The organism is Aequorivita sp. 609 (assembly GCF_014212065.1).
Taxonomy (GTDB): domain Bacteria; phylum Bacteroidota; class Bacteroidia; order Flavobacteriales; family Flavobacteriaceae; genus Aequorivita; species Aequorivita sinensis.
This window is the reverse complement of record NZ_JACJVM010000033.1, coordinates 39,490-63,129: the sequence shown is the minus strand read 5'-3', so window position 1 is coordinate 63,129 and position 23,640 is coordinate 39,490. Positions and strand designations below refer to the sequence as shown.

Sequence of the window (23,640 nt, the reverse complement as noted above, 5' to 3'; positions counted from 1 at the left end):
TTTCGATTAGTTCGAGTTTATCAATCTTGTATTTGATTTATGACCTATCCTTTGAATCTAAGTCACTCCTTAAAAGGCTTGTTATTTAATAAGCATTGTTGCATTTAAATAAAACGTCTTGTCTTCAATATTTCCAGTTGGAACTACTTTCAATTCATAAATAGACTCGTCCAATCCATATAAAGGTGCTGTACTAGTAATGTTTGCATATTGAGCAAGTTGATTAATAGCAGTAATTTCAGCTTGAATAACTTCTTCAGTGTAAGGGTTTTCAATAGTTAGTTTTTGGCCTAGTCTATAATCGTATATTTTAGATTCTGGAATAGTAAATCTGAAATAAACACTATTCTTTTTATAGCCATTAAACAAAGAATATCCTGGCGTTAACAATTCACCTTCTTCTAGGCTAATGGTTTCAACAGACATATCTACAGGAGCGATTAAATATTTTTCGTTAACTGCGGAAGCTACTTCTTCTTTAGCACCTAAAGCTCTATCTAATTGTCCTTGGGCTTGTTCTATTTGTTCGGCGCGAGCTCCTTTTCGCACCTCAGTACGTTTAGCTTCTAATGCTTCTACTTGTGCCTGTGCCATTGAAAGTTTCATTTTTACTTCATCAAACTGCTGTTGACTCACTAGTGAATCTTTGTACATGTTTTCTAATCGGTTGTACGATTCTTGAGCAAATTTTAATTGTGCTTTCCCAGAGTTTAATTGTTGCTCTATCTGACTTAATTGTTCTGTAGTAGCTCCATTAAAGGCCATATTTAATTGTCCTTGAGCTGCTGTAATTGCACCTTCAGCTTGCATCATTTTAGCACCCACTTCTGGGATATCAATAAATGCTAGGGTGTCACCCTTTTTTACTTCTTGGCCTTCGCTAACATATATTTTTGAAATTCTTCCACCTAGTTTACTGCTTAGGGAGATAGTTTCAAATTTTACTTTTCCTCTTTCTGTGGTTATTTTATCATCACCACAAGAGCTTAAAGCTAATAAGGAAACAAGTGCGACTAATATGGTTTTAGTTGATTTCATCTTTATAATTTCTTTTAATCTATAATTTTAATGTAGGTTAGTTTTGTCTTAAATCCATCGATTTAATTCTATAGAAATCCATTTCTCGACAACTTTAATATTTTAAAACTCCCTTGGCGTGAAGCAATTCTGTTACGGCTCTTCGCTGATCAAAAAGTGATTCTTGTAGTTTAAAGTTTGCCTTTTCTAAATCGGTTAAAGCATCCAAAACATCATTTATAGAAGCTAAGTCGTTTTTGTATTGTTTATTTACCATTTCATAAGTATCGGTAGCTAATTCAATTTCCTTTTCTACAATTTTTGAATTCTGTAACGTTGATTGATAAGCTTGTTCAGCTTTTACAATACTCAAGTCGATTAACTCTTCGGCTTCTTCAATTCGTTCTCTATAAATTTCACTCTCTATTTTTGATTTCTTAGCTTTTATACTTGATTGAGTTCCGTCAAAAACATTCCATTGTATTCCAACACCTACATACCATTTAGGGTCTAAAAGCGATAGGTATTCTTCAATAAATTCGTAATGACCTTTTAAAGCAACTTTCGGAATAAAATGGCTTTTTTCCATTTTGGATTTATAAAGTGTTGCCTGCTCAGCTTCCTCTAATGCTTTAACTTCATTTCGCTTTTCAGTATTAGAAGTTACACTCAAGCTAAAAGACTCCAGCTTTGGTCTTAATAATTTTAAATTATCTCTGCTTTCGCCTGTAAGTTGGTGTAGGGCTTCAATTAAAAGCGTTTTGTTGTGTTTGAATTCTAATTTTTTACCTTCTAACTGCTGTTGTGCTAATTCAATTTTTTTTCTGCCGATAGGGGTGGCAAGGCCATTTTCAATTGCTTTTCGCACATAATGCTCTTGTTCGTTTAGGTAGTTTTCGGAAGTGTTTAAAACTTTCTCCGAAGCATAAACCAAAGCAAGCTTATCATAGGTTTCAATAATTTTAAGTGCCAGCTTGTCTTTTTCTGCCATTCCCAAATAGTTTAGCGAAGACTCTTTGTGTTTACTCGCTTTAATTGCGTTGCTAGCTTCAAAGCCGCTAAATAGAACCCAATCAACGTCAACAGAAGTCTTTAAAATATTTTTATCCTGAAGATTTGGGGTTTCTTTTAAAGGAATTCCATCAGGAAATGGCGCGTTAAAAGGCACTCCCGCTCCTTCTTTAATAAGAAGTTTTTGCGTTGCAATTAAGAGGTTTTGAGTGTCCTCGTCAAAAGTGATATCGTCATTCAAGCGAGTGTAGCTACCATTCAATGTAACTTTTGGAATGAATACCGATTTCGCTAGTTGCTGATCTAATTTTGCTTGCTGTGCCTCAAGGGATTTTATATTCACCGTCTGGCTTTTATCTAAACCTTTTTTAATGAGGTCTTGCAAAACTGGATCTAATTCCTGTGAAAAACTTAAATTAGAAAACAATCCAATAATACTGATACATAAGAAATTGAATATGCCTTTTTTGATTCGCATTTATTACAGTTTTATAATTTTATTGCAAATTTACAGTAACTTATGGAGGTTTCCTTTGACCTAAATCAAAAAAGTATTTTTAAAATATTTTAATAATCAGACAATTAGAGCAAAATGTTATTCTGAATTCAACGAATTATAAGCTAGAATAAAATATTTAGATTGTAATGATGTGTTGTCTAGTATTTAAAAAAAGTAAGATTTTTTATCCTCTACGAATGCGGCTTAGTGTTTCTGAAGTCATTCCAAGATAAGAGGCTATATACCCTAAAGGTACGCGGTGGGAAATATCTGGAAATTCTGCCAACATATATTCATAGCGTTCACGAGCGGACTGAAACTGAATAGCGTTAAGCTTGTTGACTACTTTTGTAAGCATTTCAATTGAAGCTAATCTTCCCAGCTGTTCCATTTTATGGTATTTTGAAAACAACAGATCCATTTTATCTTTGGAAATTGAATAAACAACAGAATCTTCTAGAGTTTCTAAATAATACAAACTTGGGCGTTGTTGGAAAAAACTATCTACACTACTCATAAACTTTCCTACACTAAAAAACCATTGCGTTATTTCCTTGCCATCTTCTTTTAGATAGTAACTTCTTACCATCCCTTTTTTTATGTAATAAAGTTTTTTACAAACCTGGCCTTGCTCAATCAAAAGTGTGTTTTTAGGAATGAATTCTTGTTCAAAATGTGATGTAATATCTTTGAGCTCGTGTGAATCGAAAGGAGTAAGTGAAAGTAGAAAATCTGATAATTCCATTTAGGGAGATAAAAGTTATTCCCAAATATATCGAAAATTGATGGAGAAATGGAGGATAAATTATGTAGTTAATAGGGTGTATACGGGTACCTTAATTTTTTATAAAAATCTATGTGTTGTGATTTCTGTCTTTATGATGTTTATAGAAAAAAATGAGGAGTGCAAATATTAATAAAATGCCAGCTACCCACCACCAAATATGATTTGTATTTCCTTGTAATTCAATTGGTGTTGTATCTCCAATTAACACTAATCCAGCCCAATATTGCGGTGCGGCACCTCGGCCTTCCACGCTAGAGAGGTATTGTATTTTTGCCTTTTTTAGTGCTTCATCCTTTGGAAGTCCTTGGGCGAGATATTCATAAAAATATTCTACAATTTGGGTGCTAGATACCTCATCGATATTCCATAAACTTGTTAGGATACTTTCACTGCCTGCATAATTAAATGCGTGTGCAAGCGAAATTGCACCTTCACCAGATTGATAGATAGATTTTCCTGTTTCACACGCTGTTAATATGGCAAGATTCGATGAAAGATTAGTGTTGTAAATTTCATAAGCATAAAGTGAATTCTCATCTAAGGCTAGATTTTCTCCTTTTCGCTTGGCAAACACTAATCTACTGAGTTCAGGGCTGATATTGTCGGATTCAGCATGTGTTCCGATGTGTATTATTTTATGTTCTTTAGCATTATTGATAAATAAGGTTTTGCTAGCGTTCTCATTCATGAAATAATTTCCTTTGAAAACTTTGGCGTATTGCTTTACTAAATTTTCACTAAAAGGTTGAGGTAGAAGTGTTAAGTATGATTTATCTAGTTTCATCGAATCTTGTAAACCAAGTACATATTCTTGTTTCATATTCTTATTGAATCCTGGCGCAAAACCGACATAATTCTCGTTATAATCCATAACTTTTCTGTTGTCCTTATAGAGCAAAAGACTGAAGTTGTATGAAATATCATACTTTGCTAAAAGACTATTTGTGGTGAATTCTTTAAAGCTTTTTATAGGTTCGGGCGTCAACATTTCGAAGCTAATATTAAACAGCTCCCTATCTGGAATTACAACCACTTTTTTAGTTTTAATGCTTTCTTCCAAAGGCTGCCAAAGCATTTTGTATAGGTCGTGAAGCAACGCACTTTTTTTCTCCACTGAAAAATCTTCAACTGTCAATTCTTTTATTTTCTTCTCAAGAGTTGAATTGTTTAAAAGGAAAATATTTTTTTTAGATCGTGAAACCACAAATGCATTTAGTTTGTCTTCAATGAAAAGGTAGCGAATTACGGTAGTATTTTCAGGTATCTTTTCTTGTAAATCTTTTATTGGTTCTTCCAGTGTTTCATATCTCATTTTATAATATGCAGGATAGTCCTTTTGTAGTTTTTTCATAAAAAGCTCCCATTTTTCAGACGCTGAAATATAAGCGTTTACCTCTCCATTATTTTTCTCTAAGGTCTTTGAAATATCACTTTTAAGAAGCTTTTCCTTTTCAATAATTTCATTCGGAACATTTTGAAAAGCAATGTTATCGCGTATGTTTAATCGTGAACGTATGCGATTGTAAATTGCAGATTCATGAAGTGAAATAGCTTGATCTAGATAAGAATCATCCTTAGTGTCTTGGTAAAGCTCTAGTAGAATCTTCTTTGCGAAATTGAAGAGTTCGTTGTTTTCTTTATTCAGAATAGTTAAATCGTCATAATTATTAACTACTTTTTTACGTTGGTCTAAAATTGAAATTGCTTTGTTGAGTTCAGTTGCATACTGTTTTAGGTCTGCCGTTGTTCTATTTTCTGATAGATGGTATTTAGAGGCTACGTTGGTAAGAATTGCAGTAGGTTTTCGATACTGTATAACAATAGAGTCGGCCGTGCTCATTTCTTCTGCCTTATTGAGAAGGTTAAACGCTATGGCTTTGTCGCTATACTCTAAGGATTTTGTATAATTTTTTAATTTGAAATGTACTATAGCCAAGTTTTGAATCTGGAAAAACTCTTGCAATGTGTTTTTCAAACTATTATTTTGGGAATACTCATAAGCTTCTTCTGCTGCCGAAATAGCCTTGTCCTTTTCTCCTGTTTTCACATAAAACTTAGACAAGTGAATAAACCGATCCAAATTATCCACAGAGTAGCGTCCTTCTGATATTTTCTTGTAAATTCTATCCCCTTCTTCGTAGTAAAACTTAGCTTTTTCTAAATCTCCCATTTCTTCATATAGAGTGCCGCCAACAGAATAAGCTGAAGCTTTCCAATAAGAATCAGCAACCTCGTTGTTTTTGTAATAATCAATTACTTTTTTTAAGTGTAGTTCAGCGTCTTTAAAATTTTGATTCGTTGTTTTAGCTTGAGTTAAAATGATATGTGATATAATCAAATTCATATCGTTTTCTTCATATTCTTTTTGCTTAAGAGCATAGGAATACTCTAAGATTTCTTCGGTTCGTTTAAATTCACCTAAGGTGTTGTGATAAGAACCTAGATTGTCTAATGTGCTAAAAACAAAACCCTTTGCTTGTTTTACGGCATGTTCGTCATTAGAGGTTTTAATGAACTTTTGAAAGTCTTCAATTGCCTCATAGGAAATAGAAATAGCCTCTCGGTTTTTTCCCATTGCATTGAATAAAACAGACATATTCATTTTAAGTAAGCTCGGTCTAAACAGTTCGTTTTTTAAATCGGTGGAGTCGGTTTTATTTAAAGCATTTAAAGCTTTCTCGAAGTAATATTTCGAACTGTCTAATTTAGATTCTTGCCATAATATTCCACCAAGAGCTGTATAAACCTGATTGAAAGATGTGTAGTTTTTTGTTGTGCTTTTATTGTAAAGGGCCAATGACTTTAAATAATGGTTTTTAGCTAATACATAATCTCCAGTTCTCATTTTGTAGTACCCCAACATATATTGAACTGAAGCTGCATCGGTATTTTCAGGATCAGTAATACGTGAAGTTGGTGCTACGGCTTGTTTGAGAATGTTGTATGCTTTTTCTGTTTGCCCTGAATTGTGGTGAACAGATGAAAGTTCGTGCAGCGCTATTTTAATATAATGTGGGTTATTTGATGAGATTATATAATCTGAAAGTTGTTTCGCTTTATCTAATGCTTGTTGTGTTTCTCCATTGTTGAGTTTTAAACTACCTTCAAGCTTTATGTATTCGGAAAGACTGTCGTATTTCTTTATATTTTTATATAATTGAATGTTATTTTTTACAATGGTTTTAGCTTTTTCTAATGAATCTTGACTAATGAGATTTTGAATTTCACTAACCGTCAGAATTTTTTTTTGGGAATAAGATGAAACAGTGCCGAGAAAGCAAAGTAGGGCAAATACACCTATTATTTTGACAATTTGTTTCATTCTTTCTCAAGTTGTCTGAGGAGTTTAGTGTTTTGAATTGATGGGGTGTTTTTAAGTAAGTTTTTGGCTTCTTCAATTTTACCTTCCTTTATCTTAGCTAAAGCCGCATAATACGCAGCTTCTTCTTTAAACATACCTTCTTGAAAACGCTCTTGATTTGTCAAGTACTTTAATGATTCGCTAGCATCTCCTAAAGCTAAATTTGCTACTCCTAAGAAGTAGTTTAATGTGTCGTTTTCTGGGTTGTCTATTAGTAAAACCTCCCATTTCGAAATTGCTTTTTTATAATTTTCTTGCTTGTAGTCTAACATCCCTTCATAAAATTCATAACTATCTGCACTTCCCATTTTTAAAGGTAATCCGATATCGGGTTTAAAGTTTTCTGCAAAAATCTTTTCAGCAGTGTTGTTGCTATCTAACATCCAAAATATACCAAACAACAATATCAATATTGCAGCAGCTGAATACCACATTGTATAGGATTTTGTTTTGGGAGATGACAGGCTTTTTACTTTCGAATTTTCAGTTTCGTCTACGTGTTTGTGAAAATCATTCATTTTGGAACGTCTAATGCTGTCTTCTATCTCTTCACGTATTTTTTTTATGTGTTCTATTTTTTGTTCAAAATCAGGTATTTGTTTTATTTCTTTAGAAATAGAATATTTGTTTAAATCGTTTTCTCGATCTAAATAGGTTTCAATCATATCCCACTCTACTTGGGTGATTTCTATTTGGGTTTTCATTGTGGGGGATTATTTATAATTTAATGCTATTTCTTTTAACTTTTGAATGCATCTGTATTTCTTATTCTTGGCAGAAGCTTCTTCTATACCAAGGTTTTCTGCTATTGTTCTTAAGGGGGCTTTATAAAAATAAAACTGAGTTAAAATGTCTTTACAGGATTGCCCTAAGTTGTTGAATGCATTTAGTGTAATAGACATTTGTAATTCGGCTTTTTCTATTTCATTAGTTTGTACATTGTCTTCAATTGAAAATTGATACAACTTGTCGTTTATAGATGTTGTTTTCTTTTTTGTTGCACTTCTTGTGTAATCTATCCACTTGTTCTTCGCTATGGTAAACAAGTAGGCTTCTATTTGTTGTTCGTTAATAGGTTTAAAATCTCCAGAACATATTTTTTTCCAACAGATTAAAAAAGCCTCTTGGAATATATCTTTTGCATTATCTACGGCACCTCCATTTTTTAATATATAATACTTAGTTTTAGGGTATTCGGCCAGGTAAAATTTTTGCATAGGCATTTCTTTATTGGTCAAAAAAGCATCCAATAGCACGAATTTTTCCTTATTTAGTGTATTATTCATAGAAATTACTATGAAATATACAACATTTTTAAATTAGATTGTTAAAACACCTTATATTCTATATTGTGCTTTTGTGTTTTTTATATGTTACCAATGAATTGTTTATTGTTATAATGGGAAAATCTAAAAAGGTCATCACTAAAAAGCATTTATTTTGAAAAAAGTTTATTTCTGCTGGAAAGGGTGTGATTTTCAGATGAAGAGATAATCACCTCAAGAAGCAAAGGATTTTAAATTGTTATCGCATTCATCAAAAAGTATTTTACTTTTGTTTTCTTAATTTTTAATTATGGCAATAGATCGTTTTGTTGGTTCAAGTTATTCTCAAAAACTTTCCTCAGGGAGTGTTTCGTGGCAATCGCCTAGTAATATCGCATTGGTGAAATATTGGGGAAAGTACGGAGAGCAATTACCAATGAATTCTTCTATTAGCTTTACGCTTAAAAATAGTCATACAAACACCACAATATTCTTCGAGCCAAAGAGTTCTGGCGAATTCGAATTTGAAGTGTTTCTTGACGGAAAGAGGGAATCTTCTTTTGAACCGAAGATTTTAAAATTTTTTGAAAGAATAGAAAAGTACATCTCTTTCTTAAGAGATTATAAATTTAGAATTGAAACCTCAAATAGCTTTCCGCACAGTAGTGGCATTGCTTCTTCCGCTAGTGGAATGAGCGCTTTGGCACTTTGTTTAGTGGATATGGAGCATCAACTGCGCTCAGCTCCCGATGGCTCACCTTCATTGAGCGAAGCAGATATACAAAAAGCTTCATTTCTTGCTCGTTTAGGGTCGGGTAGTGCTTGCCGTAGTTTGCAAGGACCAATTATTGTTTGGGGAGAACATCCCGAAATAGAAGGAAGTAGTAATCTTTATGGAACGCAATACAAGTTCGAGGTACACGAGAATTTCCACAATTATCAGGATACCATTTTACTAGTAGATAAAGGTGAAAAACAAGTTAGCAGTACTGTAGGTCACGAGCTTATGCACGACCATCCTTTTGCGAAACAACGTTTTGAACAAGCTAATTCCAATCTTTCTAAACTCATTCCCGTTCTAAAAAATGGCGATGTTTCTGAATTTATAAAAATCGTAGAGAGTGAGGCGCTCTCATTACACGCGATGATGATGACTTCTATGCCTTATTTTATTTTGATGAAACCAAACACGCTCGAAATTTTAAATCGTATTTGGGCATTTAGAGAGGAGACAGGTAGTAAGGTTTGTTTTACCCTCGATGCTGGTGCAAACGTACACGTTCTTTATCCCGAAGCTGAAAAGGAAAGTGTGCTAAACTTAATAAACACCGAGCTTTCGCAATTCTGCAAAAACAATGAGTTTATTGTGGATGAGGTCGGTTTTGGAGCAGTAAAAAAATGATAAATAAATCATACTTTGTTTTAAGACAGATAATTGTATAAAATAGAATTTAGTTTTAGGACAAAATAATTTACGCTTGTAATTCTTAAAAACTGTATCTTTGCAGCTCATATAGGTTAATTATTACTAAAAATAGTATTTTTAGACCTCACTAAGAATTTATCATATGCACGGCCCCTTATTTTACTCTAAGATTTTACTTTTCGGAGAATACGGAATTATAAAAGATTCTAAAGGACTTTCTATACCGTATAATTTTTATAACGGGGCGTTAAAGATTGATAAGCATCATACAGTTTCCACACACAAGTCGAACGCTAGTTTAAAGCGATTTGCAGATTATTTGGAAAATCTTCAAAGTGAAAATCCTGAATTGGTTTCTTTCGATATGCAGGCGTTAAAAAATGATATTGAAGCCGGATTGTATTTTGACAGTAGTATTCCACAGGGATATGGAGTAGGGAGTAGTGGTGCATTGGTAGCTGCCATATATGATAAATATGCTACCAATAAAATTACTGTTCTTGAAAACCTTACACGTGAAAAACTATTAACCCTTAAGAATGTTTTTGCCGAAATGGAATCTTTTTTCCACGGAAAATCATCGGGTCTTGATCCTTTAAACAGTTATTTAAGCCTGCCTATCTTAATCAATTCTAACGATAATATTGAACCTGCAGGTATTCCATCTCAAACCGAAAATGGCAAGGGTGCAGTTTTCTTATTAGACAGTGGAAGCACAGGTGAAACAGCGCCAATGGTTCAGATTTTCATGGAAAATATGAAGCAGGAAGGTTTTAGAAATATGTTGAAAGACCAATTTGTGAAACATACAGATGCTTGCGTTGAAGACTTTCTTCAAGGCGATGTAAAATCACTTTTTGGAAATATTAAACAACTTTCTAAAGTTGTTTTGGAAAATTTTAAACCTATGATTCCTGCACAGTTCCACAAACTTTGGAAAAAAGGAATAGACAGTAACGCCTACTACTTAAAACTATGTGGCTCTGGCGGAGGTGGATATATGTTAGGTTTTACCGAAGATATCGATAAAGCTAAAGAAGCGCTAAAAGATTACAAGCTAGAAGTTGTTTATAATTTCTAATCTAAGGATTACAAGTTATTTACAATCGTGAATCTGTCTGGTCGAGCACATTCGGATCCTCACCATAAGTATATGTTATTATCGACTTCGTTCAAGTAGTATTGATAATTATTTAAGCATCCTATTTTCAACCTTATAGTTTATGCTCAACCGAAAACAAAAGCTCCTTTTTCTTAAGTTTTTTAGCCTGTTTTCAGTGGTTCGTGGATACAATATTTTAATAATTGTAATTGCCCAATACCTTACTAGCATTTACATTTTAGCACCCGAACTCCCCGTTCGAGAAGTTTTATTCGACGTTAATTTATTAATGCTAGTGCTAGCTTCATCTACTGCGATAGCAGGGGGTTACATCATCAATAGTTTTTACGATAGCGAGAAAGACCTTATCAACAGACCTAGAAAAACAATGTTGGACAGACTGGTAAGTCAGCGTACAAAACTTTCTACTTATTTTGTTTTAAACTTTCTTTCGGTAGTATTTGCTAGCTATGTTTCATTTAAATCGGTTGTCTTTTTCTCGATTTATATCTTTATGTTGTGGTTCTATTCGCACAAACTCAAGAAATATCCTTTTATAGGAAATATGGTGGCAGCCATACTTGCAGTAGTGCCCTTCTTTGCAATTTTTGTACACTATGCCAATTTCGATATAGTGATTTTTGTTCACGCAACTTTTCTGTTTCTACTTATATCTATGCGTGAGTTGGTCAAAGATTTAGAAAACCTAAAAGGAGATATCACGCACGGATATAATACAATTCCTGTGGTTTATGGTGAAAAGACTTCTAAACTTATGCTTACGGCTTTAAGCCTGTTAACGCTAGTGCCAATAGTATTACTAATTACAAAGTTTAAAGGTGAAATAGGGTATATGGATTTCTATTTTTACGCAAGTATTGTCGGCTTAGTATTGTTTTTAACAGTTCTGTGGAAATCGAAAAATAAGATTCATTATCTTATTTTACACAATATACTAAAGCTTGCCATTGTAATTGGGGTGTTTAGTATTGTATTGATTAACCCAGGCTTCTTAGCAAATAAATTGTTTTAAAAGAAAAAAACTAACCACTCACCACTCATCACTAACATCTACTTCATTTTAACAAATAAATCCCAAACCACTACGCCAGCGCTTACTGAAATATTAAGTGAATGTTTTGTGCCAAACTGTGGGATTTCAATAACTGCATCGCTTGCAGAAACAACTTTTTGCTGCACGCCTTTAACTTCATTTCCAAAGATTATAGCGTAAGTTTTGTCTTTTGCTACAGTAAATTCGTTGAGGTTTATTGAGTCCTCAGCTTGTTCGATAGACGCTATATAAATGTCTTCTTCCTTCAATTTAGAAATAACATCAAGTGTGTTTTCGGCGTATTCCCAATCTACACTTTCTGTTGCACCAAGTGCGGTTTTATGGATGTCTTTGTGCGGAGGTTGTGCGGTGATACCACAGAGATAAATCTTCTTAACTAAAAAAGCATCGGAAGTGCGAAATACAGAACCGATATTATTCAAGCTTCTAATATTGTCGAGAATAATAATTAACGGAGTTTTTTCTGAAGCTTTGTATTCTTCAGGATTAATACGGTCTAATTCGCTATTTTTTAGTTTGCGGTTTTTCATAGGCCGGCAAAGTTAATTCTAATAAATTAAAAGTGGAAGGCTAGTTTGTGCTACTTCATAAAAAGATAGGGTTAAGAAAAAGGTGAATTAAAAAATCATTCAACGCGAGTTTTACAAAATCTCGGTTTATTGTTGATAAAACAAGATAATTCATATACACTTCATTTTAAAGGAAACTGCAATTTCGTTACTTTTATCGGTTAAAGAATAATTAGAGTTATGGCGAAGAAGGTTACCCCATTAATGAAGCAATACAACAATATTAAAGCTAAGTATCCAGATGCTTTGCTGTTGTTTCGTGTAGGGGATTTTTATGAAACCTTTGGTGAAGATGCTATTCGTGCTGCCAAAATATTAAACATCACTCTTACGGCACGAAATAATGGGGGCGATAAGATGGAGCTTGCAGGATTTCCTCATCATTCACTAAATACGTATTTGCCAAAGTTGGTTATGGCCGGTTGTCGTGTGGCAATTTGTGATCAGTTGGAAGATCCAAAAATGACCAAAACCATTGTAAAACGCGGAGTGACCGAATTGGTTACTCCAGGTGTTGCCTTTAACGATGATATTCTTCAATCAAAATCAAATAACTTTTTAGCTGCGGTGCATTTCGGTGCTTCAAAGGGATCGGCCAAATCACAAAATATTGGTGTTTCATTTTTAGATGTGTCTACAGGTGAGTTTTTAGTTTCTGAAGGCCCGGCAGAATATGTAGATAAATTACTTCAGAATTTTAGCCCATCTGAAGTGCTCTTTTCAAAACAGAAACGCAAGCTTTTTGCTGAAACTTTTGGAAATGAATATCACGTGTTTCACCTTGAAGACTGGATTTTTCAAGGAGATTATTCTTTTGAAACCCTTACGAAGCATTTCAACACCAAAAACTTAAAAGGCTTTGGAGTTGATCATTTAGAAGAAGGGATTGTTGCTGCAGGGGCTGCGCTTCATTATTTAAGTGAAACTAGACACACCAAGCTTCAGCATATTTCAAGGTTGTCTAGAATAGCCGAAGACGAATATGTTTGGATGGATCGATTTACAATTCGCAATTTAGAGTTGTATCACTCCACACAACAGAATGCTGTTACGCTTTTAGATGTTATAGACAAAACTATTTCACCAATGGGTGGAAGGCTTTTAAAACGCTGGATGGCGCTGCCACTGAAAAACGTTGAAAAAATAAATAGACGACACGAAGTTGTTAGCTTTCTACTTGAGAATCCTGCAGTTTTAGAGAAAATTCAACAATACACAAAGCGGATTAACGATTTGGAGCGACTGATATCTAAAGTTGCCACTGCTAAAGTAAATCCGCGAGAGGTTATTCAGTTAAAAAACTCTTTGGAAGCCATTGTGCCTATTAAAGCACTATCGTTAAACTCAAAGAATGAATCGCTAAAAATTATAGGCGAACAATTACACGATTGTGAACTGCTACGAAATAAAATTAAAGAAACACTTTTTGAAGAAGCACCTGTAAATGTTGCTAAAGGAAATGTAATTGCAGAAGGTTTTTCAGAAACACTTGATGACCTTCGTAATATATCAGTAAATAGTAGAGGATATTTAGATGAAATGCTAGAGCGTGAAACCAATCGCACAGGTATTTCTTCTCTTAAAATAGGTTCAAATAATGTTTTCGGATATTATATTGAAGTTAGAAACACTCATAAAGACAAAGTACCAGCAGAGTGGATACGCAAGCAAACCCTTGTAAATGCCGAGCGTTATATAACCGAAGAACTTAAAGAATACGAGGCTAAAATTCTTGGTGCTGAAGAAAAAATCTTAGCCTTAGAACAAGAGTTTTTTGCTAAGTTAGTAGAGTGGATGCTAGAATATATAGCTTCAGTACAGCAAAACGCTGCCTTGATAGCGCAATTAGATTGTTTGTGCTCTTTCGCAACTCAGGCTAAAGAAGCGAACTATAGTCGTCCGCTACTTGATAATTCCTTCGATTTAGAAATAAAAGACGGACGTCACCCCGTTATTGAAAGGCAATTACCACCCGATTCCCCTTATATTGCAAATGATGTTTTCTTAGATAGGGAATCTCAACAAATTATTATGATTACCGGTCCTAATATGAGTGGTAAGTCGGCAATACTTAGGCAAACAGCTTTAATAGTATTATTGGCACAGATGGGGAGTTTTGTTCCTGCATCGGCTGTTAGGATGGGTTGTGTAGATAAAATTTTTACCAGAGTAGGGGCTAGCGATAATATTTCGATGGGCGAATCTACTTTTATGGTTGAAATGAATGAAACAGCAAGTATTCTAAATAACCTATCGGAGCGCAGTTTAATTCTATTAGATGAAATTGGACGTGGTACTAGTACTTATGATGGGATATCGATTGCTTGGGCGATTAGTGAATACTTACACGAGCATCCTTCTCGCGGGAAAACACTTTTTGCTACGCATTACCACGAGTTGAATGAAATGACTGAAACTTTTCAGCGAATCAAAAATTTCAATGTCTCGGTAAAGGAATTAAAAGACAATGTGCTTTTTCTGCGAAAATTGATTCCTGGTGGTAGTCATCACAGTTTTGGGATACACGTTGCAAAAATGGCTGGAATGCCACAAACGGTCCTTCAGCGCGCAAATAAAATCTTAAAAAGGCTAGAAAAAAATCACGGATCGGAAGAATTGACTGAAGAAATGAAGTCTATTTCACAAGATGAAATGCAATTGAGCTTTTTAAAATTAGACGATCCTCTGCTTGAAGAATTGCGTGAAGAAATATTAGATATTGATATTGATACACTTACGCCTGTGGAAGCTTTAATGAAGCTAAATGAAATTAAGCGAATGTTAGAGCGGAATGCAACGTTAAAAATAAAAAAGTAAATTTTGAAAATAATTTCTCAAAAAACACTTTGTGATTGAAGTAAAATTTATAAATTTGCCTCCGCTTTGAATAAGAAGCGACGTTCATTAAAAATCTTGCGAAAATAACCTTCTCAGGTAAAATTGAGAAAATAGAGTATCTTCAAATTTATTGGAGGTGCTTGTTTCGGTTTTTAAGAATACGCGAAAATAGCTCAGTTGGTAGAGCGCCACCTTGCCAAGGTGGAGGTCGCGGGTTCGAATCCCGTTTTTCGCTCAACTGAAATCCCGTTTTTCGGTGTTTTTGTTAAGTCCAGGTTGTATTAGACAACCTCTTTTAAGCTCGAGTGGTGGAATTGGTAGACACGCCGGACTTAAAATCCTGTGACCATTTGGTCGTGCGGGTTCAAGTCCCGCCTCGAGTACGAAATCCCCTTTGTTGTAAAACATTGGGGATTTTTTTTATCTGTTATTTATTAACCTTTTATTTCTCCCTAATTCTCTTCTATTCCGTAAATTTGCCATTCATCAAAATGCTAAAAGCTAATGGCTAATTTGATATTGAATATTCTTTCTCTTGGCACAAAACCACTCATCGAAAAACAGCGAAAGTTCCACAACTTAATCGTTGAATTTAGACATAGGTTTTCAAATCCACAGCGAGCTTCCAGGGCTTTAGATGATATTAAGGAGTTCTATGAAAAATTAGACAACCTCGATTTCAACTATGTTTTCTTTAAAGATTACTATCGTGAATATATAGAAAACCTAAACAGGTTTAGACCACAGGACAACAATCCCGATCTAACTTTTATCCGAATAGCGCTTACAGAGAATAAGTGGAAGCCAACCGAACCATTGCCAATATTTGTTCACCATTTAAAATATAAGAATAGACTAACTTCTGGATTGTTTATTTCTCGAGAGAAAAAACTAAATCTCAAAAAAATAAAAGATACCAAGGTAATTACTGAAGCGAGCAGTAAGTCTGAATCGGATAAAAAATGGACTAGGATTCCAATTAGAGAAGAAAGAGAGAAGATGTTAAGATAATCTTCGATTAAACTATAATGCAAAAAAAAGCCTTTTCAATTAAGAAAAGGCTTAAATTTTATAGCAAATTTATTGCTTACTGACCGTCAGTTGCGTCTTCTACAGCATCTTTAGTGTCTTCAGCAGCATCTTCGATAGCATCTCCTGCATCTTCCATTGCATCTCCTGTTGCATCAACAGCATCATCAATAGCGTCACCAGCGTTATCTAGTGCGTTTTCAGTTTCAGTTTCAATAGACTCAGCAGTTTCGTCAACTTTTACTTCAGTAGTTTCTCTACAAGAGTAAACAGAAGCAACTAAAGCAAGAGCTGCAAGTGATAAAAATATTTTTTTCATTTTGGTAATATATTAGTGATTAATAATGAGCAAAAGTAAGTAAAAAAATGATTCAAAATTTTTTTTCTGTTAAAAATTTCCAATACCGCTTAGGAATATGCTTAATATGTAGCTTAATATTCTTTCTTGAGCCTATATTACTGCTATTAAAGTAATTGAACCATAGCTTTTGAAACTCTATTTCTTCATACGTAAAATATAAAGAAGCTTTATCTCCTCTGTGGATATCTTTTGATAGCTCTAAGGTAATGGTTTGAACGTTTAATAAGTCGTAAAATATTCCATAATTTCTTTTTATATCGTAAATCAACCACCTTTGATCTGCATATCTACTTTTGAAGTGGGATGTGTTTAAAGGTAAAACATCAAAATCTGGTTCTATTGTAGCGAAGTATATTCCGTCCTTAGTAAGTTGAAATCGTACAAATGCATCCATTCTGTGTTTTTCTCTATCTACCTTTTTTACGGTTTTTTCTAAATGTAAAATTTCCGAATCGGTAAAATCATTTTCTATACTTACACTCGCGGATAACGCTTTTCTTATATAATAGAGAATAGTATTTTCAATATTTAAGGTTTCACTTAAAAATGCTTTATAAAGCTTAGTCTTCGCCTTAGGTGATATTTTCTTAGACAAGCCCTGCCAGACTCGCTTGGCTTTTTTTGGTTCAGAAAGTATTGTTATGCTATGGTCGAAAAAGTTAGGTTCGTAGTGCTCTTCTTTTATAATTGAAACTTCTTTTAACTTGTGTTCATAAACATAGAACACACTCGACAAAAGACCTTCAAAAGAACCATCGTATTTTAAAATGGTTTTCACGCAGATAGTGTATTCGGATTGTCGAAAAGGCTTAATTGATTGCTTAAAGTTGCCGAAAACTTGGAACTCGAGTTTGATAGAATTATGCTTTTGAGTTGTGCGGAGGTTCTATCCTTTGTTTCAAAAGTAGTAGAATCGCAAACAATAAAATATTTAGCTCGGTTTAAGGAAGCTCCAATAGATTTTAAGTTTTCCCAATTTAACTTTCGATATCTGCGTGCCTTGATAATTTTATTTACAGATTTTAGTCCTAAGCCTGGCACGCGTAATAACATTCTCATATCAGCTTTATTGACATCTATAGGAAACTGATCTAGATTTCTCAACGCCCAACTTAATTTTGGATCTATATCCGACTCTAGATTTGGGTGTTCTTTGTTTAACAGTTCACGAACGTCAAATCCATAAAAGCGAAGAAGCCAATCGGTTTGGTAGAGTCTGTTTTCGCGCAAGATTGGAACGGCCGATCCGATTGTGGGTAAGCGACTATCGTTGCTGATTGGGACGTAGCCCGAATAATAAACCCTTTTTAGATTAAACGATTTGTAAAAATATGCTGAAGTGTACATTATTTCAGCATCGGTTTCGCCACTAGCCCCAACTATCATTTGAGTACTTTGCCCAGCGGGAGCGTAAATGGGAACTTTTTTCAGAAGTTTCTTTTCATTTTTATATTGAATGATTTCATTTTTCACTTTTTCCATAGGTTTTATAAAATCCTTTCTATCCTTTTCAGGTGCAAGGAGTTTTAAACCTTTTTCAGTTGGAATTTCAATATTCACCGACAGTCTATCTGCATAAAGTCCGGCTTCTCGCATCAATTCATCACTCGCACCGGGAATAGATTTTAAATGAATATAACCGTTGAAATTTTCTTCTTGCCTGAGCTTTTTTGCCACTGCAATTAGACGCTCCATGGTGTAATCGGCATTCTTGAAAATTCCACTGCTAAGAAACAGGCCTTCTATATAATTTCTTCTGTAAAAATTAATAGTTAGATCTACCACTTCTTGAACTTTAAAAGCAGCTCGTTTTATGTCGTTACTTTTTCGAGTTACACAGTAAGCGCAATCAAAAATGCAGTGATTGGTTAAGAGTATTTTTAATAGCGAAACACATCTGCCGTCTTCGGTATAGCTATGACATATTCCCATGCCATTGCTATTGCCTAAACCTTTATATGTGTTCTTTCTATTACTACCGCTAGACGAGCAGGAAACATCATATTTTGCTGCGTCTGCCAGTATTTCTAACTTTTCATTTATTCTTTTAAAATCCATACAATATTGGAATATTGCCAAAATTAAGGAAATAATCCTAGAAAGTAGGTTTAAATCCAAAATTAATTTGGATATATTCCAAAATGAAGTATATTTGTGTATGGAATCTAAACTAACCATTGAGGCACAGCGATTTAAGAAAATTCGCGAAGAACAAAGACACACCCAGCAATCGTTTGCTGAACTTTTAGATATTGGGTCTACCACCGCTGATATTGAGCGTGGTAAAACAAAAATTACTGGGAAAGTAGTAATGGAGTTAATGGCGCAATTTAATATTAATCCATTGTGGCTTTACGGCAAAAGTTATGAGAAGCACATCGATTCTTCCAGAGGAGATGTTAGTCCAAAAATTATCACTTTAGATACCGAAGGCAATGACAGTATTCTTTTAGTGAATCAAAAAGCTGCGGCTGGTTATCCTAACAACATTCAGGATACAGGTTGGTATCAAACTTTACCAGCATTTAATATTCCTTTGCCAGAATATAGAAATGCCTCATATAGAGGTTTTCAAGTAGAAGGAGATAGTATGTTGCCAAATATAAAACCTAATGAATGGGTTTTAGGTAGGGCAGTAGCAAGTATTAATGAGGCTACCGATTCTAAAATTTATATTGTTGTTTTAAGAGATTCTGTTTTAGTGAAAAAATTACAGAAAATACCTGGTAACCCTCAGTCTATTAGGCTGATTTCACTAAACGAAAGTTATTTACCTATAGAAGTAAAAGTAAGAGACATTCAAGAGCTTTGGATGGTAAATAGTAAGTTGAGCTTCGGTGTAGATGAGCCTTCAGAAAGTAGTTTGCTAAGACAATTGCAGCAATCTATGGATGAATTAAAAGGACAGATAAGCGGGTTGAAATAAAAAAGGATGCTCATTTCTGGGCATCCTTTAATTTGTATAGGCAAGATGAAAATTAGTCTCTATCCTTTACTTTAATTTTAGTATCACCGTCTTCGTCGGTTTTAATTTTCACCTTTTCGTCTTCGGTTTTCATTTTAATTTTGTCACCGTCGTCTTTTACTTTAATATCTGCGCCCTTGTCTTGCATGTCCTCAATTAAAGTTTCTTCTAAGGTTTCTTCTTTAGTTTCTTGATCTCTACAAGATGTAAGAGAAACTGTTAAAAATCCTGCAAATAAGGCAATCATTGTTAATTTTTTCATTGTTTGATTTAGTTTTAGTTAGTGATTAGTTTATGTTAAAATTACAAAGTGATTAGTCGTTTCCGATTTCATCAATTGTTTTGTCTATTTCTTCATTTACTTCCTTGTCTACTTTTTTAGCAGCTCTTTCTAAAATTCCCTCGTTGTCTGTTTTTTCAGGAGTTTCAACTTTTACTTCGCGAATTACTTCTTTAGTTTCAGTTTTAGTTTCACGACAAGAACCAAGTGCTACAGCAGATATAGCAAATAATAAAATTAATTTTTTCATATATAGATTTAATTAGATTGTTTGGACAAATCTAAGGTAATTAAAAATACACTTATGGTAATTAAATACTAAAAAATGTGAAAGAATTACTAATATAAAAGAGGATTTTTAAATAAGTACGACGTAAATCGTGAAATAAATGAGGGTTTAATTGTGGTGTTTGGCAATGTAATCCAGCACTTTATTGGTGGCTCCAGTGTTTGAGTTAACAAAGTGTCCACTAATCATTCCTGTTTTCTTTCTATAGTTTGCGTCAGAGACCAACTTTGTTAAAACATCACTAAGTTCTAGGGGATTTGAAATTGAAAATAGGCCAGCTAAATTGCGGAGTCGTATGGCTTCGGGGAACTCATTGTAATTCTTTCCAATTATAATAGGCACTCCAAAAGTTGCTGGTTCTAAAATGTTATGTAATCCCGTTCTACCCATAGCACCACCTACATAGGCTATATCTGCATAGCTGTATAACTTGGTAAGAAGACCAATGCAGTCAATAATTAATACGGAGTATTCGGCGAGATTAACATCGTCTTTCTGTGAATGAAGAATAACTTTTTGTTTGTATAGTTTTTCGGTAAACGCCTCAATTTTACTTTGTTCAATTTTATGAGGCGCAATAATAAATTTCACATTTCTTGGTGCTGAATTTATATAATCTAAAAGTACAGCTTCATCTTCTGGCCAAGTACTCCCGCAAACAATACAAAGTGAGTCTCCTTTAAATTCCTTAGCAAACTTTAGCGTATTGTTCATTTCAATTTGATGAGATACTCTATCAAATCGAGTGTCGCCACTTAAGGTTGTGTTTTTAAAACCTATGCTATTTAATAGTTTAACCGAATTTTCTTCTTGTAAGAAAAAGTGGTTGAAACTTTTTAGCGCTTTCCGCATAAATCCTCCATAAGGTTTAAAAAAGATTTGATTATCTCTGAATACCCCAGAAACAAGTAGGGTAGGGATGTTTTTCTTTTTTAATTGAAGAAGGTAGTTTGGCCAGAACTCATATTTTACAAAAATTGAAAGCGATGGATGTATAGCATCTATAAATCGCTTAGCATTTAAAGGTGTGTCCATAGGTAGATAAACAACTACATCTGCTAAAGATGTGTTTTTCTTAATCTCATAACCCGAAGGTGAAAAGAAACTAACTATGATTTTATGATCGGGTTTTGCCTTTTTCATCTCCTCCATAATCGGTACTCCCTGTTCAAACTCACCTAAGGATGCGCAGTGAAACCAAATAGTTTTATCGGAAGTCGAGATGTTTTTACCAAGAATATGCACCACATCTTTTCTGCCATCAACAAACAATTTTATTTTTTTGCTGAATAGCGCCACAATCCTCAAGGCGAAGGAGGCTAAATAAATAAGTAGGTTATAGATTATGTGCATCGCGTGTAAAAATACCAAAATTCGACATCCAAATTCTAAAATATCCTCTCAATAATCTAAATCGCCAATAACTCGTTAAGTTGAAGTTTACAAACTTCATTTTTCGTAATTTTACAAATTCAATACTATTACAAAAAATGAGAAAAATTCAAATGGTAGACCTTAAGGGTCAATATAAAAATATTAAGGAGCGTGTAGATAGTTCTATTATGAACGTAATTGAAACTACAGCTTTCGTAAATGGTCCAGAAGTTCACCAATTTCAAAAGGAGCTTGAAGATTACCTTGGGGTAAAACACGTTATTCCTTGTGCAAACGGTACCGATGCCCTTCAAATTGCTATGATGGGTCTTGGCTTAAAACCTGGTGATGAGGTTATCACTGCCGATTTTACTTTTGCCGCAACTGTAGAGGTTATTGCACTTTTACAGTTAACTCCGGTTTTAGTTGATGTGGATCCGGTTAACTTCAATATTGATATTGAAGCAATTAAAAAAGCCATTACTCCAAAAACAAAAGCTATTGTTCCTGTACATCTTTTTGGTCTAGCGGCCAATATGGATGAAATTATGGAAGTTGCTGAACAACACAATCTTTATGTAATTGAAGATAACGCCCAAGGAATTGGCGCAGATTATACTTCAAAAGATGGCACTAAGAAAAAAACTGGTACTATTGGGCACGTTGCTTCTACTTCATTTTTCCCTTCTAAGAACTTAGGATGTTATGGTGATGGTGGAGCAATTTTCACAAATGACGATGATTTGGCGCACATAATTCGCGGCATTGTAAATCACGGTATGTACGAACGTTATCACCATGATGTTGTAGGCGTTAATAGTAGATTAGATTCTATTCAAGCTGCTGTGCTTCGTGCAAAATTACCTCATTTAAATGACTACAATAAAGCTAGAAAAATTGCAGCTCAAAAGTATTCTGAAGCTTTTAAAAATCATAAGAACATCATCACACCTACTGGCTGTGGAAAGTGTTCGAATGAAGAAATAGATGGATGTAACTGTCACGTTTACCACCAATACACCTTAAAGATTGTAGATGCAGATCGCGATGCTTTAGTGAAACATTTGAATGAAAACGAAATTCCTTGCGGTGTTTATTACCCAATTCCGTTACATCTTCAAAAGGCTTACAGAGATGAGCGATATAAAGAGGAAGATTTTGAGGTTACCAATCAGTTAGTTAAAGAAGTTATTTCTTTACCAATGCATACCGAGCTTGATGATGAGCAGATAGATTATATCACAAAAACTGTCATCGAATTTATGGAGAATAATTAATAAAGAAATAGCCTGAGTTACAGGAGTAGAATTATGAAAAAAATATTAGTAACAGGAGGATTAGGATATATAGGTAGTCACACTGTAGTTGAATTACAAAAAACAGGATATCAAGTTGTAATTATAGATAACTTATCCAATTCGTCTTTAGACGTTTTGGAAGGTATTACAGATATTACTAAAACTCCACCCACTTTTGAACGTTTGGATCTTCGTGAGAAAGCGGCAGTATCCGACTTTTTTAAGCGCAATAATGATATTGATGGTATTATTCACTTTGCAGCAAGTAAAGCTGTAGGGGAAAGTGTAGATAGACCATTATTGTATTACGAAAATAATCTAAACACTCTTATTTATTTGCTTCAGGAGTGTAACACTCATCATATCAATAATTTTATTTTCAGTTCATCTTGCACTGTTTATGGTGAGCCAGATTCGTTGCCAATTACCGAAGATGCTCCTGTAAAACCTGCTACTTCACCTTATGGTAATACCAAGCAAATTGCTGAGGAGATATTAAAGGACACTTGTTCTGTTTCTTCTTTAAAAACTATTGCACTACGCTATTTCAATCCAATTGGAGCACACGAAACTGCGTTAATTGGTGAGCTACCTGCGGGAGTGCCTCAAAATTTAGTTCCGTTTATCACTCAGACTGCAGCTGGAGTTCGCGAACAACTTTCTGTATTTGGTGACGATTATCCAACTGAAGATGGTAGCTGTATTCGCGATTATATTCATGTTGTAGATTTAGCAAAAGCACACGTTATTGCTTTAGAACGCCTTCTTTCAGAAAAAAACAAATCGAATTATGAAGTTTTCAATTTAGGTACAGGAAGAGGAAGTTCTGTGCTGGAGGTAGTAAATTCGTTTGAAAAAACTACAGGGGAAAAATTGAATTACAAAATTGTAGATCGTCGCCCAGGTGATGTTATTTCTGTTTACGCCGATACTAAAAAAGCTAATGAAGAACTAGGTTGGAAGGCACAAAAAACAATGGAAGAAGCCTTAGCATCTGCCTGGAAATGGGAGCTGAAAGTACGTGAAAATTCATAGAAACGTAAGGGTTTATAAAATCGTTTATTTAAACTTAAGATAGGTTTAACGCTCATTTT

21 protein-coding genes and 2 tRNA genes are annotated in these 23,640 nt (G+C 34.2%); 10 read left to right on the top strand and 13 right to left on the bottom strand.

Annotation, left to right across the window (positions count from 1 at the left end):
* Positions 1–81: 81 nt before the first annotated feature.
* The 6 genes from H4O20_RS09235 to H4O20_RS09210 form a co-directional block, all read right to left on the bottom strand.
* The gene (locus tag H4O20_RS09235) at positions 82–1,038 is read right to left on the bottom strand and encodes an HlyD family secretion protein (protein WP_185099064.1); all 957 of its coding nucleotides are present in this window, start codon (positions 1,036–1,038) and stop codon (positions 82–84) included.
* A 94-nt stretch (positions 1,039–1,132) separates the two neighbouring features.
* Positions 1,133–2,506, bottom strand: coding sequence for a TolC family protein (locus tag H4O20_RS09230; protein WP_185099063.1), 1,374 nt, complete (start codon positions 2,504–2,506; stop codon positions 1,133–1,135).
* A gap of 205 nt (positions 2,507–2,711) precedes the next feature.
* A complete protein-coding gene (locus H4O20_RS09225) occupies positions 2,712–3,272 on the bottom strand; it encodes a Crp/Fnr family transcriptional regulator (RefSeq protein WP_185099062.1) in 561 nt (186 codons plus the stop codon).
* Between the two features lie 109 nt (positions 3,273–3,381).
* Positions 3,382–6,636 carry a CHAT domain-containing tetratricopeptide repeat protein gene (locus H4O20_RS09220; protein WP_185099061.1) on the bottom strand — a complete coding sequence of 1,085 codons (3,255 nt, stop codon included), beginning with the start codon at positions 6,634–6,636 and terminating at the stop codon, positions 3,382–3,384.
* A complete protein-coding gene (locus H4O20_RS09215) occupies positions 6,633–7,379 on the bottom strand; it encodes a tetratricopeptide repeat protein (RefSeq protein ID WP_139853831.1) in 747 nt (248 codons plus the stop codon). Before H4O20_RS09215 ends, H4O20_RS09220 begins: the two co-directional genes overlap by 4 nt.
* A 9-nt stretch (positions 7,380–7,388) precedes the next feature.
* Positions 7,389–7,961, bottom strand: a complete 573-nt coding sequence (locus tag H4O20_RS09210; protein ID WP_139853830.1) for an RNA polymerase sigma factor — start codon at positions 7,959–7,961, stop codon at positions 7,389–7,391.
* Positions 7,962–8,250: 289 nt separating this feature from the next.
* On the opposite strand from H4O20_RS09210, the gene H4O20_RS09205 reads away from it, so the two are divergent.
* The 3 genes from H4O20_RS09205 (at position 8,251) to H4O20_RS09195 (ending at position 11,501) form a co-directional block, all read left to right on the top strand.
* Complete coding sequence (locus H4O20_RS09205; protein WP_139853829.1) at positions 8,251–9,342, top strand: diphosphomevalonate/mevalonate 3,5-bisphosphate decarboxylase family protein; 1,092 nt, start codon at positions 8,251–8,253, stop codon at positions 9,340–9,342.
* Positions 9,343–9,508: 166 nt separating this feature from the next.
* Positions 9,509–10,447 (top strand): mevalonate kinase, encoded by a 939-nt coding sequence (locus H4O20_RS09200; protein WP_139853828.1) that lies wholly within the window; start codon positions 9,509–9,511, stop codon positions 10,445–10,447.
* A gap of 142 nt (positions 10,448–10,589) precedes the next feature.
* Positions 10,590–11,501 (top strand): geranylgeranylglycerol-phosphate geranylgeranyltransferase, encoded by a 912-nt coding sequence (locus H4O20_RS09195; protein WP_185099060.1) that lies wholly within the window; start codon positions 10,590–10,592, stop codon positions 11,499–11,501.
* A 38-nt stretch (positions 11,502–11,539) separates the two neighbouring features.
* On the opposite strand, the gene H4O20_RS09190 is transcribed toward H4O20_RS09195, so the two are convergent.
* A complete protein-coding gene (locus H4O20_RS09190) occupies positions 11,540–12,073 on the bottom strand; it encodes an RNA methyltransferase (protein WP_185099059.1) in 534 nt (177 codons plus the stop codon).
* 219 nt (positions 12,074–12,292) lie between these two features.
* Here H4O20_RS09190 and mutS point away from each other — a divergent pair, with 219 nt between their 5' ends.
* The 4 genes from mutS to H4O20_RS09170 all read left to right on the top strand — a co-directional run bounded on the left by mutS (position 12,293) and on the right by H4O20_RS09170 (position 15,961).
* On the top strand, positions 12,293–14,929 hold the full coding sequence (mutS, locus tag H4O20_RS09185) for a DNA mismatch repair protein MutS (protein WP_185099058.1): 2,637 nt from the start codon (positions 12,293–12,295) through the stop codon (positions 14,927–14,929).
* A 183-nt stretch (positions 14,930–15,112) separates the two neighbouring features.
* Positions 15,113–15,185, top strand: a tRNA-Gly gene (locus tag H4O20_RS09180).
* Positions 15,186–15,249: 64 nt separating this feature from the next.
* A tRNA-Leu gene (locus tag H4O20_RS09175) sits at positions 15,250–15,333 on the top strand.
* Between the two features lie 121 nt (positions 15,334–15,454).
* The gene (locus tag H4O20_RS09170; RefSeq protein ID WP_139853824.1) at positions 15,455–15,961 is read left to right on the top strand and encodes a hypothetical protein; all 507 of its coding nucleotides are present in this window, start codon (positions 15,455–15,457) and stop codon (positions 15,959–15,961) included.
* A gap of 76 nt (positions 15,962–16,037) precedes the next feature.
* Here the strand turns inward: H4O20_RS09170 and H4O20_RS09165 are convergent, their stop codons facing one another.
* Genes H4O20_RS09165 through H4O20_RS09155 form a run of 3 tightly spaced genes read right to left on the bottom strand, consistent with a single transcriptional unit; the run spans position 16,038 to position 18,398 of the window.
* A complete protein-coding gene (locus H4O20_RS09165) occupies positions 16,038–16,298 on the bottom strand; it encodes a hypothetical protein (RefSeq protein WP_139853823.1) in 261 nt (86 codons plus the stop codon).
* 52 nt (positions 16,299–16,350) lie between these two features.
* On the bottom strand, positions 16,351–17,118 hold the full coding sequence (locus H4O20_RS09160) for a TIGR03915 family putative DNA repair protein (RefSeq protein WP_139853822.1): 768 nt from the start codon (positions 17,116–17,118) through the stop codon (positions 16,351–16,353).
* Positions 17,115–18,398: a putative DNA modification/repair radical SAM protein gene (locus H4O20_RS09155; protein ID WP_139853821.1), complete on the bottom strand. Its 1,284-nt coding sequence runs from the start codon at positions 18,396–18,398 to the stop codon at positions 17,115–17,117. Before H4O20_RS09155 ends, H4O20_RS09160 begins: the two co-directional genes overlap by 4 nt.
* Positions 18,399–18,498: 100 nt before the next feature.
* On the opposite strand from H4O20_RS09155, the gene H4O20_RS09150 reads away from it, so the two are divergent.
* A complete protein-coding gene (locus H4O20_RS09150) occupies positions 18,499–19,266 on the top strand; it encodes a LexA family transcriptional regulator (RefSeq protein ID WP_179951764.1) in 768 nt (255 codons plus the stop codon).
* A gap of 52 nt (positions 19,267–19,318) precedes the next feature.
* On the opposite strand, the gene H4O20_RS09145 is transcribed toward H4O20_RS09150, so the two are convergent.
* The 3 genes from H4O20_RS09145 to H4O20_RS09135 form a co-directional block, all read right to left on the bottom strand.
* Positions 19,319–19,567, bottom strand: a complete 249-nt coding sequence (locus tag H4O20_RS09145; RefSeq protein WP_139853820.1) for a hypothetical protein — start codon at positions 19,565–19,567, stop codon at positions 19,319–19,321.
* Between the two features lie 52 nt (positions 19,568–19,619).
* On the bottom strand, positions 19,620–19,835 hold the full coding sequence (locus tag H4O20_RS09140) for a hypothetical protein (protein ID WP_139853819.1): 216 nt from the start codon (positions 19,833–19,835) through the stop codon (positions 19,620–19,622).
* Between the two features lie 147 nt (positions 19,836–19,982).
* The gene (locus tag H4O20_RS09135; RefSeq protein WP_139853818.1) at positions 19,983–21,227 is read right to left on the bottom strand and encodes a 3-deoxy-D-manno-octulosonic acid transferase; all 1,245 of its coding nucleotides are present in this window, start codon (positions 21,225–21,227) and stop codon (positions 19,983–19,985) included.
* Between the two features lie 137 nt (positions 21,228–21,364).
* On the opposite strand from H4O20_RS09135, the gene H4O20_RS09130 reads away from it, so the two are divergent.
* Together H4O20_RS09130 and galE are read left to right on the top strand one after the other, a co-directional pair.
* Complete coding sequence (locus tag H4O20_RS09130; RefSeq protein ID WP_185099057.1) at positions 21,365–22,525, top strand: DegT/DnrJ/EryC1/StrS aminotransferase family protein; 1,161 nt, start codon at positions 21,365–21,367, stop codon at positions 22,523–22,525.
* Between the two features lie 33 nt (positions 22,526–22,558).
* Positions 22,559–23,581 (top strand): UDP-glucose 4-epimerase GalE, encoded by a 1,023-nt coding sequence (gene galE, locus H4O20_RS09125; protein WP_139853816.1) that lies wholly within the window; start codon positions 22,559–22,561, stop codon positions 23,579–23,581.
* Positions 23,582–23,640: the final 59 nt, after the last annotated feature.

What these genes read in the sequence shown, in the direction of transcription:
- H4O20_RS09235 (WP_185099064.1), bottom strand. Translation starts at nt 1,038, where the DNA reads ATGAAATCAACTAAAACCATATTAGTCGCACTTGTTTCCTTATTAGCT.
- H4O20_RS09230 (WP_185099063.1), bottom strand. Translation starts at nt 2,506, where the DNA reads ATGCGAATCAAAAAAGGCATATTCAATTTCTTATGTATCAGTATTATT.
- H4O20_RS09225 (WP_185099062.1), bottom strand. Translation starts at nt 3,272, where the DNA reads ATGGAATTATCAGATTTTCTACTTTCACTTACTCCTTTCGATTCACAC.
- H4O20_RS09220 (WP_185099061.1), bottom strand. Translation starts at nt 6,636, where the DNA reads ATGAAACAAATTGTCAAAATAATAGGTGTATTTGCCCTACTTTGCTTT.
- H4O20_RS09215 (WP_139853831.1), bottom strand. Translation starts at nt 7,379, where the DNA reads ATGAAAACCCAAATAGAAATCACCCAAGTAGAGTGGGATATGATTGAA.
- H4O20_RS09210 (WP_139853830.1), bottom strand. Translation starts at nt 7,961, where the DNA reads ATGAATAATACACTAAATAAGGAAAAATTCGTGCTATTGGATGCTTTT.
- H4O20_RS09205 (WP_139853829.1), top strand. Translation starts at nt 8,251, where the DNA reads ATGGCAATAGATCGTTTTGTTGGTTCAAGTTATTCTCAAAAACTTTCC.
- H4O20_RS09200 (WP_139853828.1), top strand. Translation starts at nt 9,509, where the DNA reads ATGCACGGCCCCTTATTTTACTCTAAGATTTTACTTTTCGGAGAATAC.
- H4O20_RS09195 (WP_185099060.1), top strand. Translation starts at nt 10,590, where the DNA reads ATGCTCAACCGAAAACAAAAGCTCCTTTTTCTTAAGTTTTTTAGCCTG.
- H4O20_RS09190 (WP_185099059.1), bottom strand. Translation starts at nt 12,073, where the DNA reads ATGAAAAACCGCAAACTAAAAAATAGCGAATTAGACCGTATTAATCCT.
- mutS (WP_185099058.1), top strand. Translation starts at nt 12,293, where the DNA reads ATGGCGAAGAAGGTTACCCCATTAATGAAGCAATACAACAATATTAAA.
- H4O20_RS09170 (WP_139853824.1), top strand. Translation starts at nt 15,455, where the DNA reads ATGGCTAATTTGATATTGAATATTCTTTCTCTTGGCACAAAACCACTC.
- H4O20_RS09165 (WP_139853823.1), bottom strand. Translation starts at nt 16,298, where the DNA reads ATGAAAAAAATATTTTTATCACTTGCAGCTCTTGCTTTAGTTGCTTCT.
- H4O20_RS09155 (WP_139853821.1), bottom strand. Translation starts at nt 18,398, where the DNA reads ATGGATTTTAAAAGAATAAATGAAAAGTTAGAAATACTGGCAGACGCA.
- H4O20_RS09150 (WP_179951764.1), top strand. Translation starts at nt 18,499, where the DNA reads ATGGAATCTAAACTAACCATTGAGGCACAGCGATTTAAGAAAATTCGC.
- H4O20_RS09145 (WP_139853820.1), bottom strand. Translation starts at nt 19,567, where the DNA reads ATGAAAAAATTAACAATGATTGCCTTATTTGCAGGATTTTTAACAGTT.
- H4O20_RS09140 (WP_139853819.1), bottom strand. Translation starts at nt 19,835, where the DNA reads ATGAAAAAATTAATTTTATTATTTGCTATATCTGCTGTAGCACTTGGT.
- H4O20_RS09135 (WP_139853818.1), bottom strand. Translation starts at nt 21,227, where the DNA reads ATGCACATAATCTATAACCTACTTATTTATTTAGCCTCCTTCGCCTTG.
- H4O20_RS09130 (WP_185099057.1), top strand. Translation starts at nt 21,365, where the DNA reads ATGAGAAAAATTCAAATGGTAGACCTTAAGGGTCAATATAAAAATATT.
- galE (WP_139853816.1), top strand. Translation starts at nt 22,559, where the DNA reads ATGAAAAAAATATTAGTAACAGGAGGATTAGGATATATAGGTAGTCAC.